Genomic DNA, 17671 nt, shown 5'->3' with positions numbered 1-17671 from the left:
GCTCGGCCACTGCCCGTCTGGCCGCGCCCCGCCCGGCGACCACCCGCCCCGCCTCCGCCCTCCTGCTCGCCCTCGTGACCGCCGTCGCGTTGCTCCTCGCCGGCTGTGGTGGCCGGGCCACCACCCACCACAAGCCCGGCACCAGCCACCAGGAGGCCACCGGCAGCAGCGGCACCCTGCTCGCCGCCCGGGACGAGGGCGGGCACCGGCTCCGTGAGCTCCCCGCGGTGGACGCGCCCACCGTCAGGGCCGAGGCCCGCCCCGATCCCGAGGGCGGCTGGAACGTCCACCTCGCTGTGGAGAGGTTCCGCTTCACCCCGGAGAGCACCGGTGGCGCGGCCCTCCCGGGCCGGGGCCACGCCCGCCTCCTCGTCGACGGCCGGGAGACCGCCCGCCTGTACGGCCCCTGGGGCTATGTGCCGCCCGGCGCCCACACCCTGACCGTCCGGCTCCACGCGGACGACCACACCGTCTGGGCCGTCGACGGCGCCCCCGTCCAGGCCACCGTCCGCCTCGGCGGCGCCCCCGCCGCATCCGCCCCGCCGAGCCCCCGGCCCACCGACCCCGGCCGCACGGTCACCCTCACCGTCACCGGAACGTCCGTCCAGCCGCCTCCCTCCCGCATCGAGTTGAAGAAGGGCGAGCGCCTCACCCTCCGTGTCACCAGCGACCGCGCCGACACCCTCCACGTGCACGGCTACGACCGCGAACTCCCCCTTTCTCCCGGCACGCCCGCGACCCTCACCCTCACCGCGGACCGCACCGGACTCTTCGAGGTCGAGACCCACGAGTCCGGACTCGTGCTGACCCAACTCGTCGTCCGATGAGCCCTGTCCCCGACACCGCCGAGTCCCTCGGCATCCCGCTCGCCCACGGCGTGGGCTCCCGGCACGACCTCCCCCTCTCTCCCTTCTACGCCTACGCCGGCGCCTTCACCGCCCTCCTCGTCTCCTTCCTCGCCCTCGGACTGCTCTGGTCCTCCTCCCGCTTCCGCGGCGACCTCTCCGGCCGCCCGCTCCCCGCCGCCCTCCAGCGGGTGGCCGACGCCCCGGCCACCCGGACCGCCCTCCGCCTCCTCGGCGCCGCCACCGCCCTCGTCTTCCTCCTCCATCTCCTCCTCGGCCCCGACGACCCCGACCGCAACCCCGCGCCCGGCGCCCTCTACGTCCTCCTCTGGGTCGGACTCGTCCCCGCCTCCCTCCTCCTCGGCCCCGTCTGGCGCCTCCTCAACCCCCTGCGCGCCCTCCACGCCCTCCGTCCGCCCAGGAACCCGCGCCCCCTGCCCGCCGCCCTCGGCATCCGGCCCGCCGCCGCGGGACTGCTCCTCTTCACCTGGCTGGAGCTCGTCGCCCCCGACAACGCCTCCACCAGCACCCTCCTGATCGCCCTCGCCACCCACACCGGCGTCCAACTGCTGGGCGCCGCCCGATACGGCGACCGGTGGTTCGCCCACGCCGACCCCTTCGAGGTCTACTCCTCCCTTCTCGCCCGGCTCTCACCCCTCGGCCGCCGCGCCGACGGCCGACTGGTCCTGCGCTCCCCCTTCCACGGCCTCGACTCCACCCCGCAGACCCCCGGACTCGTCGCCACCGTCTGCGTCCTCCTCGGCTCCACCGCCTACGACGGCCTCGCCGACAACCCCCGCTGGATCACCACCCTCCAGACCTCCTCCCTCGGTCCCGTCCCCACCGCCACGCTCGGCCTCCTCGCCGCCGTCGCCCTCGCCGCCGCCTGCTACGGCCTCTGCGCCGGCGCCCTTCGCCTGATGAACCCCGGACTCACCACTCCACTCACCTCCTTCGCCCACTCGCTCCTGCCCATCGCCCTCGGCTATCTCGTGGCCCACTACTTCTCGCTCCTCGTGACCGAAGGACCACGTACAGTCATCATGGCAGGGGGCACTGACAACGCCCCCTCACCCGCTCCACCACTGGGCCCCGGGGGCCTCGCCACCCTCCAGGTCGCCGCGATCGTCACCGGTCACGTCCTCGGTGTCGTCGCCGCGCACGACCGGTCCGTGCGCCTCTTCCCGCCCGCCCGGGCCGTCGCCGGCCAACTCCCGCTGTTCGTGCTGATGATCGCGTACACCCTCGGCGGCATCGGCCTGCTGATCGCCTGAACCGGACCGGAGCGGCATCATGGACCCCGTGCCCCAGACCCGTCCCCGAACCCAGCCGGCTCTCCGCCGTGCCCCCGTGCAGCAGCGGAGCGCCGAGCGGCTGACCCGGATCCTCGACGCCTGTGCCGTACTCCTCGACGAGACCGGGTACGAGCAGTTGAGCACCCGCGCCGTCGCCGCCCGCGCCGGCGTCCCCATCGGCTCCGTCTACCGCTTCTTCGGCAACAAACGGGCCATGGTCGCCGCCCTGGCCCACCGGAACCTCGACCGGTACGCCGAGCGGGTCTCGGACCGCCTCGCCGGGACGCCGGTCCTCGACGCGCACGGCGCCATCGACGGCGTCCTCGACGAGTTCATCGAGATGAAGCGGACCGTCCCCGGCTTCGCGCTCGTCGACTTCGGCGTGCCCGCCGCCGCACCCGGAGAGGCCGCGGCGGACGGCCCGGCCGAAGGCCCGGACGGCGGTTCGCCGGACGCCGCCGCGGAGGACCCCAACCGGCTCGTCGCCGAACGCATCTGCGCCCTCCTCGCCACCCACCTGGGCCGCGCCGCCGACGAGGACCTGCACCGGAAGGTCCTCGTCGGCGTCGAGACCGCCGACGCCCTCGTCCGGCTCGCCTTCCGCGCGGACCCCGCCGGCGACCCGGCGCTCGTCGCCGAGACGCGGTGCCTGCTCCACGCCTACCTGGCGCCCTCGCTCTCGTGACCTTCCGTAGGCCCCTCCCGCCCGTGCCTACCGGTCGGTAGGCTCGGCGTCACCCGACGCACCCAGGGAGACGCCAAATGCCCACCGCCCTGCGCATCTGCCCCCTCTGCGAAGCGACCTGCGGACTCACCCTGACGCTCGACGGAAGCCGCGTCACCGGGGCGCGCGGCGACCGCGAGGACGTCTTCAGCAAGGGGTTCATCTGCCCCAAAGGGGCCTCCTTCCCCGAGATAGACGCCGACCCGGACCGGCTCCGCACCCCGCTGGTCCGCAAGGACGGCAGACTCCAGGAGGCCACCTGGGCCGAGGCGTTCGACACGATCGCCGCCCGAATCCGCCCGCTCATCGAGGAGTACGGGCCGGACTCGGTGGGTATCGTCCTGGGCAACCCCAACGCACACACGATCGCCGGCGCCCTCTACCCGCCCCTGCTGATCGGCGCGTTGCGCACGAGGAACCTCTTCACCGCCTCGACGCTCGACCAGATGCCCAAGCACGTCTCCAGCGGGCTGCTCTTCGGGGACCCCTTCGCCATCCCCGTGCCGGACCTGGACCGCACCGACCACCTGCTGATCCTCGGAGCCAACCCCCTGGACTCCAACGGCAGCCTGTGCACCGCCCCCGACTTCCCGGGCCGGCTCAAGGCGCTGCGCCGGCGCGGCGGCACCCTCACCGTCGTCGACCCCCGGCGCACCCGCACCGCCCGCCTCGCCGACCGGCACGTCGCGATCCGCCCCGGCGCCGACGCGCTGCTCCTCGCCGCCCTCGTCCACACCCTCTACGACGAGGAGCTCACCGACCTCGGCCCGCTCGCCGCCCATGTGGAGGGCGTCGAGGAGGTTCGGGGCGCGGTGCGGGAGTTCAGCCCCGAGGCGGTCGCCGCCGCCTGCGACGTGGACGCGGACACCATCCGCGCCCTCGCCCGGGAGCTCGCCGCCGCGCCCACCGCCGCCGTCTACGGACGGATGGGCAGCTCCACCGTGGCGTACGGCAGCCTCGCCAACTGGCTCGTCGACGTGCTCAACATCCTCACCGGCAACCTCGACCGGCCCGGCGGCGCGCTCTTCCCGCTCTCCGCCACCGCGCCCGCACCGCGCCCCGCAGGGCCCGGCAGGGGATTCGCCCTCGGTCGCCGGCACAGCAGGGTCTCGCACCACCCCGAGGCCAAGGGCGAGTTGCCGCTCGTCGCCCTCGCCGAGGAGATCGAGACGCCGGGGGACGGGCGCATCCGCGCGCTGATCACCGTCGCCGCCAACCCGGTCCTCTCCGCGCCCGACGGGGACCGCCTCGACGCGGCCCTCGGTTCCCTCGACCTGATGGTCGCCGTCGACCCGTACCTCAACGAGACCACCCGGCACGCCGACGTCGTGTTGCCCCCGCCGCCGCCCTCGCGGAGCGCCCACTACGACTTCGCCTTCAACGCCTTCGCCGTCCGCGACCAGGCCCGCTACACGCCGGCGGCCGTGCCCCTCGAAGCGGACCGCATGGACGAGTGCGAGATCCACGCACGGCTGATCCTCGCCGTGTCCGGGATGCACGGGGCGCCGCCGTCCGCCGTCGACGACCTCGCCATCGACACCACCCTCGCCAAGGCCGTGACGCAGGAGCACTCCCCGGCGTACGGCGCGGATCCCAAGGAGTTCGCCGCCCGGCTCACCGGGGCCACCGGGGCCGAGCGGCGACTCGACCTGATGCTGCGGCTCGGCCCGTACGGCCTCACCCTCGACGAGCTGAAGGCGCACCCCCACGGCATCGACCTCGGAGCGTTGAAGCCGCGTCTGCCGGCGCTCCTCAAGACCCGCAGCGGACGGATCGAACTGTTCCCGGCGCCCCTGGCCGCCGACCTGCCCCGGCTGCGCGCCGCCCTCGACGCCGTGCCGGAGCCGGGGACCCTCCAGCTCGTCGGGCGCAGGCACCTGCGCTCGAACAACAGCTGGCTGCACAACACCCCCGCCCTGGGCGGGGGGACGAACCGCTGCACCCTCCAGGTGCACCCCGAGGACGCGGAGCGGCTCCGGCTGGTCGACGGCGGGCCGGCCAGGGTCAAGGGCGAGGGCGGTGAGCTGGAGGTGCCGGTGGAGGTCACCGACGGCGTACGGCCGGGGGTCGTCAGCCTCCCGCACGGCTGGGGTCACGACCGGCCGGGCACCCGGCTCGCCGTCGCGTCCGAGCGCCCCGGGGTCAACGTCAACCAACTGCTCGACGGGTCCCGGATCGACCCCCTCTCCGGCACCGCCGTCCTGAACGGATTCCCGGTGGAGGTGTCGCCGCTGTAGCCGGTCCCGCGCGTCACCACCGCCGTGACCTGGGGTTTTGCTCGTATTGCTCACGCGTCAACATCTTGTTAACGGCAGAAGAGGGCACCTACCGTCATCCGCACCGCCGCTCGGCGGCAGTTCAAGGGTGAACGTGAGGTGTCCTCCATGCTGACCGTCCTCGGCTTCGCCATGATCGCGACCTTCCTGGTTCTGATCATGCTGAAAAAGATGTCGCCGATCGCGGCGCTCGTACTGATTCCCGCGCTGTTCTGCGTCGCGGTCGGGCAGGGGGCCCAGCTCGGCGACTACGTCATCGAAGGCGTCGGCAAGCTGGCGCCGACCGCCGCGATGCTGATGTTCGCGATCGTCTACTTCGGCGTCATGATCGACGTCGGTCTCTTCGACCCGATCGTCCGGGGCATCCTGCGCTTCTGCAAGGCCGACCCCGTGCGGGTCGTCGTGGGTACGGCGGTGCTCGCCGCGATCGTCTCCCTGGACGGCGACGGCTCCACCACCTTCATGATCACCGTCTCGGCGATGTATCCGCTCTACAAGCGGCTCAAGATGAGCCTGGTGGTCATGACGGGTGTCGCGGCCACGGCCAACGGCGTCATGAACACCCTGCCGTGGGGCGGCCCCACCGCCCGCGCCGCGACCGCGCTCAAGCTGGACGCCGGCGACATCTTCGTGCCGATGATCCCCGCGCTCGGCGTGGGCCTGCTCTTCGTCTTCGCCCTGGCGTACGTGCTGGGTCGCCGTGAGCGCAAGCGCATCGGCTACCTCACCCTCGACGAGGTCCTGGTTCCGGAGACCGACGCGGTGCTGGTCACGGCCGGTGGCGGCAAGCGCGACGGCAAGGCCGAGGGCAAGGCGGGGGACCGGAAGGCGACGGGGGCCACCGCGGGCGGTACGGGCTCGGGAGCCGGTGACGACGCCGGTGACCACGTCGGTGACGGCTTCCAGGGGCTCGACCCGAACCGTACGACGCTCCGGCCCAGGCTGTACTGGTTCAACGCCGGGCTCACGGCCGCTCTGCTCACCGCGATGATCCTCGAACTGCTGCCGATCCCGGTGCTGTTCCTCCTCGGCGCCGCCCTCGCGCTCACCGTCAACTACCCGAAGATGGCCGAGCAGAAGGAGCGCATCGCCGCCCACGCGGACAACGTCCTCAACGTCACCGGCATGGTCTTCGCCGCCGCCGTCTTCACCGGCGTCCTCACCGGCACGGGCATGGTCAAGCACATGGCCGACTGGCTCGTCGGCGCGATCCCCGAGGGCATGGGCCCGCACATGGCCCTGGTCACCGGCGTGCTGAGCATCCCGCTCACGTACTTCATGTCGAACGACGGCTTCTACTTCGGTGTGCTGCCGGTCCTCGCGGAGGCGGGTGCGGCCCACGGCGTGTCGCCCCTGGAGATCGCCCGGGCCTCGCTGGTCGGCCAGGCCCTGCACATGTCGAGCCCGCTGGTGCCCGCCGTGTACGTGCTCGTCGGCATGGCGAAGGTGGAGTTCGGCGACCACACCAGGTTCACGGTGAAGTGGGCCGCGCTGACCTCGCTGGTCGTGCTCGCGGCCGGGATCCTCTTCGGGATCATCTGACCCGGACCGGCTCGCTCCCAGGTCATGTGCGGTGGCGGGAGTGAGCCGGACGGGTGGAAGTCGGAGGGTGGTGCGACGGGTCGCCACCCTCCGTGTCCATGTTGTGACAGATAGTCGGATTATCGCAGTAAGTGTCCGATGTGCTCACGACTGGAGGACCTCCACGATGACGACACCCCCCACCCGTACCCTGCTCCGCGCGGCGCTCGCCACCATGGCGCTCAGCGCCGTCACCCTCGGGGGTGCTGCCCCGGCGGCCTTCGCCGCGCCGGGCGACGACGGCGACGTCAAGGTGCACCAGTCGACGACGGCCGACACCAGCCCGGTGAACGAGCCCCGCGTCGACTGCCCCTTCCGCCTCGCCGCCCTCAACTTCGACGGCCTGCCGAGCATCGACTACGCCATCTACCCGCAGCCCGGCCCGCCCGGAAACAACCAGGGCAACCCGCTGAGGTCCGGCACCGTCCCGCTCAACGCCAACGGCGACGGGGCTGCCGGACCGATCTCCCTGCCCATCGGCATGTACAAGGTCGAATGGACGTGGGAGGGCAAGCTCGGCGCCCCGAAGTCGAAGGTCTTCAACGTCATCAGCAACTGCCAGAACGGCGGCAACGGCGGCAACGGCAACGGTGGCAACGGGAACGGTGGCAACGGGAACGGCGGCAACGGCAACGGAGGCAACGGGAACGGAGGCAATGGCAACGGCGGCAACGGCGGCGGCCACGGCCACGGCCACGGCAAGCCCCCGCACGGCCCGGTCGGCGCGGGCGGCGGCGGCAGCGCGCAGCTCGCCGCCGAGGACTCCTCCGCCTTCGGCGTCGGGGCGGCCGTCGCCGCCGGCCTCGCCGGCACGGCCGGACTGGTCCTGATCCGCCGCTCGCGCCGCCGCGACAATGGCGCCGCGTAGGTCCCGCTTCACGCGCAGGCAGCGGCGACTGCTCCGGCTCACCAGGACCGTGGTCGTGACCACCGTCCTGGTGACCGGGGGCGTCTGGTGGGCCGGTGACGAGGAACCGGCCGACCCGCCGCTCGCCGCGGGCCCGGCCACCCCCGGTCCCGCCGCCCACGGCCGGGCCGGGGCGGCGGCCGGGGCACCCGCCGCCCTGGACCACAAGGCGAAGAACAGGGCGCTGCCCAAGGCCACCCCCACACCGCGGCCGTCGCACCCGCCCGCGCCGCTGGCCCGTTCGCGCCCCGTCACCGTCGCCGTCCCGGCCATCACCATCGAGGCCCCCGTGATCGAGCTCGGCCTCGACGCCACCGGCCGGCTCGGCACACCGCCCGTCGACGACCCCCGCGTCGTCGGCTGGTACGCCAAGGGGCCCACGCCCGGCGAGCGCGGGACCTCCGTCGTCGTCGGCCACCGCGACACCCGCACCGGGCCCGCCGTCTTCCTCAACCTCAACTCGCTCAGCCCCGGCAACACCGTCCGGGTCGCCCGCGCCGACGGCAAGGTCGCCGTCTTCACGGTCGACCGGGTCCGGACCTTCGCCAAGAGCGACTTCCCCGACAAGGAGGTGTACGGAGACACCGGGCGGCCCGAACTGCGGCTGCTCACCTGCGGTGGGACCTTCGACCGCGGCAAGGGGTACGAGGCGAACATCGTCGTCTTCGCCCACCTCACCGAGATCGCCCAGAAGATCTGACCGAGGCCCACGGAGCGACCCCCCCCCCCGCCCACGGACCGAACCTCAGCCCACGGACCGACCCCCCGCCCACGGGCCGAAACCCCCCGCCCCCGGACCGACCACCCCGCCCACGAACCCACGCCCCGGCCGACGGAATCGAGCCGCTCCGTCGGCCGGGGCGTGTGCGAGGTCAGACCATCCCGGGTGCCCCGTCCGCCCACCTCACCCCACGGGCCCACGCCACCCGGCGCGCCCCCGCCGGATACGGCAGGGACTCCGCCAGGGCCGTCGCCCGGTCGAAACCGGCCGCCGCCTCCCGCTCGCGGCCCAGCGCCGCGAGCGCGGCGGCGTGTGCCGTACGGGCTTCCGTCTCCGCCAGCCGCTCCCCGGCCCGCTCCGCGCGCTCCACCTCGCCGCCCGCCGCCCCGGCGGCCTCCGCGGCCCGGCCGCACGCGAGGAGCGCCCAGGCCGTCAGATGCGCGGCACCGGTCTCCCGGCAGTCCGCGAGCAGCCGCAGCGCCTCCTCGGGCCTGCCCTCCCGCACGGCGAGTTCGGCGCGCGCGGACCGCACCTCGTACCCGGCCTGGTGGTCCCCCTGGGCCCGGGCCGTCCGCTCGGCCGGATCGAGCAGGTCGCCGCCGCCGGGCTCGGCCGCCCGCATCCGTACCCGGGCGAGCGCCACCAGGGCATACGGTGCGCACCACCCGGCGTGCGAACCGGTGTCCCGCACCGCCGTCTCCGCCAGCTCGCGCGCCTCCTCCACCTCCTCCACGAGAAGGTGGAGCTCCGCGAGGTTCGCCCGTTCGAAGACCGTCGCCGTCGCGTCGCCCGAGCGCTCCGCGAGCGTGAGCGCCCGGCGGCCCGTGTCGATCGCCTCCCGCAGCCGCCCCGCCCGCCGGGCCGTCTCGCGCAGCACCGAGAGCACCGAGGCGAGCAACTGCGGATCGCCGTACGCCTCCGCGTGCGGCAGCGCCCGGTCCGCGACCGGCCCCGCCTGCCCGAAGCGGCCCGCGAGACCCAGCGAGGTCGCCTGCGCCGCGAGGGCCCTGGCGAGCAGCCCGCGCCGCTCCGCTCCCGTCACCGCCTGCGCCGCGTCCTCCGCGGCCCGCGCGGCGGCGACCCCCTCCTCGTACCGGCCCGCGACGAAGCACAGCACCCCGCGGGACAGATGGTGGGCGCTCGCCACCGCGGCCGGGGTGTCCGGACCGGGCGGGCAGGAGTCGAGCAGCCGGAAGCCTTCCTCCGTGCCCCGCGTCTTCGGCATGAGCTCCGCGAGCCGCGCCGCCGCCAGGACGCGGCCGTCCGCGTCCCCGCGCCGGCCCAGCTCCTCCAGCGCCTCGCCGAGCAGCCGCGCCGCCTCGTCGAACCGGCCGAGCCGGCGCAGCACGGCGCTGCGGTCGATCCGGGCCCGCGCGGAGTCGGCGGCCAGGGCGTCGAGCCGGTCGGTGAGTTCGGCGTAGTAGCGGTCGGCCGTGTCATTGGCGTAGAGCGCGGCCGCCCGCTCCGCGGCCTGCCGCAGATAGCCGGTGGCGCGCGGGTCGTCCGCCCGGGCCAGATGGGCGGCCAGTGTGTCCACGGCCTCCGGGCGGCGGCGGAGCACGGCCTCCGCGTACGCCGAGTGCAGCAGCCGGCGCCGGGCCGCCGACAGGCCCTCGTAGCAGGTGAGCCGCACCAGCGGGTGACGGAAGGCGAGTCCGGCGACCGGCCGGCCCTCGGAGACCACCTGCCGCTCCTCGACCACGGAGGCGGCGACGGCCGCCTCCACGGCCTCCGTGGCCTCCGCGGCGGAGAGCCGCGGATGGCCGCCGCGCCGGGCCACGTCGAGCACTTCGGTGAGGGCCGCGTCCTGACCGGCGACCGCGACCGCGTCGACCACGCGGCGGGCCGCGGGGGCGAGCCGGGCGAGGCGCTCGGCCACCAGCTGGCGCACGCCCTCGGGGGCACCGGCCCGGCCGTCTCCGTCCCGGACCGCACGCGCGAGTTCGAGGGCGAACAGCGGATTGCCGAGGGACAGTTCCCACACCCGCTCGGGGACGGGGCTTCCGGTGCCCAGGGCGTCGGCCGTCAGGGCCATACAGGCCTCGCGGGAGAGCCGGGGGAGTTCGACCGCGCCCGCGAGCGACTGGCGGACCAGCAGGTCGAGGACCTGGCGGCGCGGGTCGGCGGCGGGAAGTTCCTCCGGGCGCACAGTGGCGAGAAATCGCCAAGCCCTTCCGGACTCCCGGGCCCGGCGGGCAAGATGGCCGAGGAGCTGGAACGAGCCCGCGTCCCCCGCGTGAAGGTCGTCCAGCACCACCATCACGGGCCGCTCCGCCGCAAGTTCACCGAGCAGCCCCGCCGTCGCCCGGAACAGCCGGTCCCGCTCCTCCTCGGGACTGCGCCCACTCCCGGCGGGCACCCGCCCCAAGGACGGCAGGAGCGCCGCCAGTTCGGGATACTCCGCCCCCGTCCTGGCCCGCTCCGCCGTCGGCCGGCCGGCGAGCCAGCCGTCCAACGCCTCGGCGAACGGACCGTACGGCGTGTGCCCCTCCGCGTCGTGGCCCGCCCCCCACAGCACGGCCGTACCCTCGGCGGCCGCCCGCCGGGCCACCTCCCCGGCCAGCCGCGTCTTGCCGAGCCCGGCCTCCCCGGTGAGCAGGAGTACGGGCGGGGAGCCGGCGGCGAGCAGCCGGGCGAGGAGCTCGTCACGGCCGCGCAGCGGAGTGCCTGGCGGACGGCGCACCACGGCCGGCAGCGTGGGCCCCACCGACCGGGAGGCCGGCGGGGTGGTGGCGAGCGCCGCCCGGTGCAGCCGCTCGGTCTCGGGACCGGGCCGCACGCCGAACTCCGCGTCCAGCGCCTCCCGGCACAGGTGGTACTGGGCGACCGCCCGGCGGCGCAGCCCCTGCCGGACGTACGCCTCGATCAGGAGCCGGTGCGCCTCCTCCTCGGCGGGGGCCGCCACCAGCACCTGCTCGGCCACCGCCACCGCCTCCTCGGGGCAGTCGGCCGCCAGATGGGCGGCGGCCAGGGCGACCAGGGTGCGTTCCCGCAGGGCGGTCAGCCGCTCGCGGCGGACCTCCGCCCAGGGCGCGTACCGGTCCTCGGGCAGCAGGTCGCCCGTGAACGCCTCGACGGCGGCCGCGAGTCCGGCGCGCCCGCCGTCGGCGAGCGCCGCCTCCGCGAGGGCCTCGGCCTCGTCGGCGTCGATCCGTACCGTCCGCGGATCGAGGCGGAGCAGCGCGCCCTCGCCCGTCAGATAGGAGGACGCCGCCCGGGGTGCCAGCTCGGGTTCGATCGCCCGGCGGGCCGCGTGGAGCGCCACCCGCAGACTGCCCAGCGCGGCCTGCGGATCCGCGTCCGGCCAGCAGATCTCCAGCGCCTGCTCACGGTGGAGACTGTGCCCGGGGGAGACCGCGAGCAGCTTCACCAGTGTCCGGGCGCTCGGGCGCGGCCACCGCTCGGAGAGCGGCGGCCCGCCGTCCCGGTCCACCCGGAACCCGCCGAGGAGATGCACCCGCAGCACCGGAGGTGCGCCCGCTGGTATGTCTGCGCTCATGAGGGCGCCCACTGTAATGGGTGCCCCCTGAAACGGAATGGCGCGGTCCAGAGAAGGCGGGAACCCCCGCCCGGTGGGTGCGGGCGGGGGTCTCGGGGCATCGGCGGGCTACTGGGCGGTCAGGCGGCCCGTCAGCAAGCCGTGCATCGAGTCGTCCGACAGCAGATAGCGTCCGCCGGACAGTTCGATCGTCCGGTCGAAGCCCGTGTCGTCCTTGCCCAGGCCGACGATCTCGTCCACCCCGTCGCCGTCGAGGTCCGCGACGACCAGGTTCTGCGTCGCGTACCCGTTCAGCCTGGTCAGATGGTCGGGGTAGTTGTCGCCGGCGGTGAGCACCGCCGGGTCCCAGACATAGGCCGCGCCCTCGGTGCCGCCGACGATCAGCCGCCGGCCGCCGGGACCGGTCGCGAACTCCGCCCGGTGCAGGGTCGGCAGGGTGTAGATCCCGTACTCCTGGCCGTCCTTGGCGAAGGTCCGCAGCGAGGCCGTACCGGCGAGGACGAGGCCCTCGTCGCCGGTGAACCAGTTGCCGACCGTCCAGGCGCCGCCGCCGGTCGAGGTGTGCACGACCTGCCCGGTGCGCAGGTCACGGAACTCGAAGTAGGTGCTCCAGAAGGCGCCCTCCTTCACGATCCAGGAGTACACGGCCGCGTGCCCGTCCGCGTACGGGACGGTCGGCGAGGCGTACACGCCGTGGTAGAGCTGCGCCGCGTAGACCTTCGTGTCCGGGTCGCCGGTCCAGGTCGGGTCCGCCGACCAGAGGACCTTGCCGGTACGGGCGTCGAGCGCCGTGCCGCCGACCACGGCGGTCCCGTCGACGACCCCGCGCGTCTGGTACGAGCCGAGGACCTTGCCCTCCGCGACGGCGAGGTCGGAGAAGGCCAGGCCGGACGCGGGCGCGTACTCCCAGAGCGCGTGCCCGTCACCGGAGTAGGCGCGCACCGCGTCGGTCGGGACGAGGATCTCGTCGTCGCCGTCCCCGTCGAGGTCCCCGACCGTCACCGAGCGGACGAACCGCCCCCGGCCGTCGATCGTCCTGCGGACCCGGCCGGTGCCGGAGTCGACGACCACCGCCGCCGTGTCCGCCGCGACGACGAGCTCGTCACGCCGGCCGTCGCCGTCGGTGTCGGCGATCCGGATGTCACCCTGCACGGAGCCCGGCAGGGTCGTCCGCCACAGCATCCGGGGCTTCCCGGAGGCGAGCGAAGGGCCGTCGTAGGCCCACAGGCCCTGGGACTGGCCGCCGACGATCACGTCCTTGCGCCCGTCGCCGTTCACATCGGCCGCGAGGCCCGTGGACAGGTTCGCCTGGAGCGGGGTGACGGAGGTCTGCCGCCCGCTGCCGAGCCCGTACGAGCGGACGTTCTGCTCGTTGTCGACGGTCCGGACCCGCCACTCGTCGCCCTCGCGGTACGGCTGGGCGTAGATCGGGGAGGCGTCCGCGCCCCGGTGCTGCCAGCGCACCGCCCCGTCCCGGCCGCCCAGCGCGGCCAGGGTGCCGTAACGGGTGCCGCCCGGGTTGGCCGCGGTCTCCGTGCCCTCCGTGGTGAAGTAGGAGGCGAGGACCTTGCCGTCGACGATCTTCAGACCGAGCGCGGAGTCGCCGTCCTTGGCGTTGTCCGCGCCGCGCTTCACCGTGTGGGACCACAGTTCGGCCGCGTCGCCGCCGTCCAGGGCGCGGACGGTCGCGGTGTTGACGAACAGGTACTCGTCGAGGGTCGACTCGCTGATCGCGTACTCCGGCGCCGCGTCCCCGCGCAGCTGCCCGATCCGCAGCCCGATCCCGAGCGCGTTGACCCGGGTGTCGAGGGTGGTGCGGGTGCCGTCGGCGGGGTCGTAGCCGGCGAGTTCGTACCGTACGCCGTCCCGGTAGTCCGCCTGCTCCAGGGCGACCAGACGCCGGCGGGCCGGGTCGTAGGCCAGCTGGCGGGAGTACAGGTCGTTGTCCGTCCGCCACTCGACCGAGCCGTCGGCCGTGTCGAGGACGAGGGTGCGGCCCGTGGCGGGGGTCGTCGCCGTCTTCTTCACGTACCAGGAGACCGCGACGCGCCCGTCCCCGAGGGGGAGGGTGGAACCCCACCGGCCGTTGCGCTGCCCCGTCCCGTACGTCCAGACCGCCGACGGGGAGAGCTTCGTGCCGTCGTACGAGAAGCGGAAGGCCTGGAGCGACGCGGTGGCGTCCTTCGCCGAGTTGAGGTTGGTCGAGGGCTGGTCGCCGACGAGCAGGGTGCCGCCCACGAGCGTGACCTGCTGGGCGTCGGCGAAGAGCTTCGACCACAGCGTCCGGCCGGTGGCGCCGTCGAGGACGGTGACGAAGGTGCCCGTGGTGAGCGGCGAGCCGGGGGAGGTGAAGGGGCGGTACGGGCTGGTGCCGACGTCGGCGGTGAAGACGACGTCCGCGACGCCGTCGCCGGTGAGGTCGCCCTGCGCCCAGCCCCGGTCGGAGCTGTCGGCGAAGGGGCTGTTGGCGTGGAAGCCGGTGGTGATCCGCGCCGGGTAGGGCTCGGTCTGCCACGGACGGATGTGGGTGACCCGCCAGTCGGCGTAGAGCGAGGCGTTGTCCCGCTTCCAGACCGTGCGGCCGTCCGCGGCGAGCCGGGTGACGGTGCCGAGGCTGTGCACGGCGAGGAAGTCGCCGTGCCCGCCGTCGAGCTGGGCCGTGTCCGCCTGGCCCCGGTAGGTCTCCAGGGCGGAGGTCTGGGTGATGCTCACACCGGAGGCCGACGTGTCCTGGGTCCCGGTCGCCAGGGGCGCGGCGGGCTGCTCGTCCTGAGGGGTGACGTCCAGGCGCCGCGGGGCCTCGGCGCGCTGCTCCAGGGTGTCGGCCTGCGCGTCGGTGAGGATGCGCGCGCCGTCGGGGGCGACGGGACCGTCGACCGCGTGGGCGGCGGTGGCGGGGAGCGCGGTGAGGGCGAGGCCCGCCGCGACGAGGGCGGAGGCGAGGCGTACGCCGCGCCGGGAACGGTGGGTCATCACGCCGCCTTCGGGAAGATGCGGAGGGCCGAACGGTCCTTCAGGACCGGCTCGTTGAAGGAGTACTGCAGGGCGTCCGTCCCGGCCTGGTTCTCGATGCCGACGGTCGCGCCGCCGCCGGCCTCCAGGGCGTCGGTGCCGATCGACTGGTACTGCAGGACGATCGCGCCGGTCGCCTCCTCGAAGACGGCCTCGAAGGTGACGCGCTTGCCGGTGTCGGCGGCGAAGGCCGCGTTCTCCCAGAGGATCGTGAACCTGCGCTGCCCGGCGGTCCCGCTGGTCCCGGTCCTGACCGCCGACTTGGCGTCCAGGGTCAGGTCGTCCCAGTAGGCGGCGAGGATGCCGTTCGGCTGGCCCGGGGACGGCAGGGCGGTGTTGGCGTAGTCGCCGAGGCGCGGGGCCAGGAAGTTGACCAGGCCGTTGGTGGTGACGCTCGCCTGGCTGTACGTGACGCCGTAGAAGGAGACGGGGAACGGCAGGGCGATCGTCCTCGCGTTCTCGTCGCCGGAGAGCGCGAGCTTCGTCGACGCGGTGGTCCAGGCGTACGAGGCGGGCAGGCAGCCGTTGCCGGAGGCGTCGGTACGGGCGGGGAGCGCGGCCGTCACGTTCTCGTCGCCGTCCACCGCGAGGACGGTCGTGGAGACGCCGTTGCACAGGACGGGCGCGGCCGGGGTCGCGGTGAGGGTGAAGGAGCCCTCGGCCACGGCCGGGAAGCGGAAGGCGCCGGAGGCGTCGGTGACGACCGGGCCGAGCGGCGCGTCCGTGAAGCGGACGGTGGCGCCCTTCAGGGGCTTTCCGGTGACGTCGAGGACGGTGCCGGTGACGGCGTGCGCGGGGACGGCGTCCAGGGCGAGGGAGTGGGAGAGGGCCTGACCGGTGGTGACGGTGAGGCCGTTCTCGGTGAGGTCCCGGTAGCCGTAGCCGCGGGCGGTGAGGGTGTACGTGCCGGCGGGGAGCGTCAGCCGGTAGGCGCCGGCCGCGTCGGTGGTCACCGTGCGCTTGGCCCCCTCGGCGGTCGCCGTGACAGTGACCCCGGTCAGCGGGGAGCCGGTGGCGCGGTCGGTGACCGTGCCGGTGACGGTGGCCGCCGTGTGCGGGGCGCGGTCCACGGCGGCGAGGACGTCCAGCTTGCCCTCGCCCCACACGTTGTTGGCGGCCGCGGTGCCGCCGCAGTGGGTGTCGTCGACGTCGCGGGCGGAACCGTTCAGGGCGGCCCGGGTGGCCTCGATGTCGCCGATGAGGGAGGGCGCCGAGGACCAGAGCAGGGCGACGGCGCCGGCGACGTGCGGGGTCGCCATCGACGTACCGGAGATCGCGCGGTAGCCGCTGCCCGGCCAGGAGGAGCGGACGTTCACGCCCGGGGCCGAGATGTTCGGCTTCATCGAGCCGTCGACGAGGGAGGGGCCGAAGCCGGAGAAGTCGGCGATCTTCCCGTTCGCGTCGTAGGCGCCGACGCCGTAGGCCGGGGCCTGGGCGCCGGGGGCCTCGGTGGTGGAGCAGCTGACGCCGTTGCCGGAGTTGCCGGCCGCGAAGGCCTCGAAGATCCCGGCGGCGTTCCAGGAGGTGATGATGTCCTGGTAGAAGGTGGTGTTCCCGCCGCCCCAGGAGTTGTTGACGATGTCCGGGGCGAGGTCGGGGCGCGGGTTCTGCCCGTTGCGGTCGGTCGGCGCGAGGATCCACTGGCCCGACCTGAGGAGCGAGGAGTCGGAGCAGCTGCGGGCCTCGCAGCCCTTGGCGGCGATCCACTTCGCGCCGGGGGCGACGCCGATGCCGCTCGCGCCGGCGATGGTGCCCATGGTGTGGGTGCCGTGGCCGTTGTTGTCGCAGGGCGTGCCGCCGGTGCACTGGCCGGTCGGGTCGTACCAGTTGTAGTCGTGGCTGAAGGTGCCGTCGCCGAGGTTGCCCCGGTAGTTGCCCTTCAGCGCGGGGTGGTCGAACTGGACGCCCGAGTCGATGTTCGCGACGACGATGCCCTCGCCGCGGTTGTCGTACTGCGACCAGACCTGGTCGGCCTTGATGTCCTTGATGCCCCATTCGGGGGTCACGGCCTCCTCGGCGGCGGTCGCGGTCTCCTCGACGGCATCGAGTGTGTAGTGCCGCTCCTGGCGGAGGGCCGCCACGTCGGGGCGGGCGGCGAGCTGCTCGACGAGGGCCTTGCCGCCGGTGACCTTGACGGCGTTGGCGATCCAGTACGACTCGTAGCCGACCTTCGCCCGGTCGAGGAAGCGGGTGAGGGAGGCCTGGCTGCGGCCGGCCTCGGCGCGCAGGGCGTCGAAGGCCGCCCGGGCCTTCTTCTCGTGACCGCGCTGGGTACGGGCCCGGGTCAGGTCGGCGTGCTCGGCGAGGACCACGAAGAACGTCGCCTCGCCGCCCGCGTCGACGGTCGCGGTGACGCCGGGGTCGACGGTGGCGTGCGGGGCGGGTGCAGAGGCCGGTGCGGAGGCCGGTGCCGCCGTCGCGGCGGGCGCCGCGAGGAGGGCCGCGGCGGTGGCGGTGGCGGCGGCCGCGGCCCAGGCGGTGGTCCCGCGCCGGAGGGGTGACCGGAGCGGTGAGCGGGGCGGGTGCATGTGGGTGGCTCCTCCATCGCTGGTACGGGGGAAGCCGGCGCCCCACCACCCCCAGGGCCCGGGTGCGGTGGGGCGGGCTCGGTCGGGGACGGTAGGGGCGGGGCGTTACTGGGGAATTACTGGGGCGGCGGTCGTCCCGGTTGTGGGCCGCGCTCCCGCCGTTGTGGGCATGCGTTCCGCAAGGGGCGTGGGGGTCCCCCCTGCTCGAGCGAAGCCGAGAGCTTGGGGGAGGGTGGGCACACGGAACGGCGCCCCTGCCGGCGCCAGAGGCTTACGCGCCTGA

At 74.4% G+C, this 17671-nt stretch carries 10 protein-coding genes; 7 read left to right on the top strand and 3 right to left on the bottom strand.

From position 1 onward, the window contains the following. Positions 1-74: 74 nt before the first annotated feature. The 7 genes from AB5J54_RS09075 (at position 75) to AB5J54_RS09045 (ending at position 8328) form a co-directional block, all read left to right on the top strand. The gene (locus tag AB5J54_RS09075; protein WP_369143381.1) at positions 75-827 is read left to right on the top strand and encodes a hypothetical protein; all 753 of its coding nucleotides are present in this window, start codon (positions 75-77) and stop codon (positions 825-827) included. Continuing rightward, on the top strand, positions 824-2119 hold the full coding sequence (locus tag AB5J54_RS09070; protein WP_369143380.1) for a hypothetical protein: 1296 nt from the start codon (positions 824-826) through the stop codon (positions 2117-2119). Before AB5J54_RS09075 ends, AB5J54_RS09070 begins: the two co-directional genes overlap by 4 nt. Positions 2120-2138: 19 nt before the next feature. After that, on the top strand, positions 2139-2825 hold the full coding sequence (locus tag AB5J54_RS09065) for a TetR family transcriptional regulator (RefSeq protein WP_369143379.1): 687 nt from the start codon (positions 2139-2141) through the stop codon (positions 2823-2825). Between the two features lie 77 nt (positions 2826-2902). Then, on the top strand, positions 2903-5101 hold the full coding sequence (locus AB5J54_RS09060; protein ID WP_369143377.1) for a molybdopterin-dependent oxidoreductase: 2199 nt from the start codon (positions 2903-2905) through the stop codon (positions 5099-5101). Between the two features lie 147 nt (positions 5102-5248). Continuing rightward, entirely contained in the window at positions 5249-6682 is a 1434-nt protein-coding gene (locus tag AB5J54_RS09055; protein ID WP_369143376.1) for a CitMHS family transporter, read from the top strand. Between the two features lie 166 nt (positions 6683-6848). Beyond that, complete coding sequence (locus AB5J54_RS09050) at positions 6849-7589, top strand: hypothetical protein (RefSeq protein WP_369143374.1); 741 nt, start codon at positions 6849-6851, stop codon at positions 7587-7589. Then, positions 7576-8328: a class F sortase gene (locus AB5J54_RS09045; protein WP_369143373.1), complete on the top strand. Its 753-nt coding sequence runs from the start codon at positions 7576-7578 to the stop codon at positions 8326-8328. The genes AB5J54_RS09050 and AB5J54_RS09045 overlap by 14 nt, the downstream gene beginning before the upstream one ends. Positions 8329-8500: 172 nt before the next feature. Here AB5J54_RS09045 and AB5J54_RS09040 read toward each other — a convergent pair whose 3' ends face one another. From AB5J54_RS09040 to AB5J54_RS09030, 3 genes are all read right to left on the bottom strand, one after another. Then, a complete protein-coding gene (locus AB5J54_RS09040) occupies positions 8501-11848 on the bottom strand; it encodes an AAA family ATPase (protein WP_369143372.1) in 3348 nt (1115 codons plus the stop codon). Positions 11849-11956: 108 nt separating this feature from the next. Then, on the bottom strand, positions 11957-14821 hold the full coding sequence (locus tag AB5J54_RS09035) for an FG-GAP-like repeat-containing protein (RefSeq protein ID WP_369143371.1): 2865 nt from the start codon (positions 14819-14821) through the stop codon (positions 11957-11959). Further along, complete coding sequence (locus AB5J54_RS09030; RefSeq protein ID WP_369143370.1) at positions 14821-17388, bottom strand: S8 family serine peptidase; 2568 nt, start codon at positions 17386-17388, stop codon at positions 14821-14823. Before AB5J54_RS09030 ends, AB5J54_RS09035 begins: the two co-directional genes overlap by 1 nt. Positions 17389-17671: the final 283 nt, after the last annotated feature.

It is taken from the genome of Streptomyces sp. R44 (assembly GCF_041053105.1).
GTDB lineage: Bacteria > Actinomycetota > Actinomycetes > Streptomycetales > Streptomycetaceae > Streptomyces.
The sequence above is the reverse complement of the archived record's forward strand: the minus strand, read 5'-3'. Positions and strand labels throughout refer to the sequence as shown.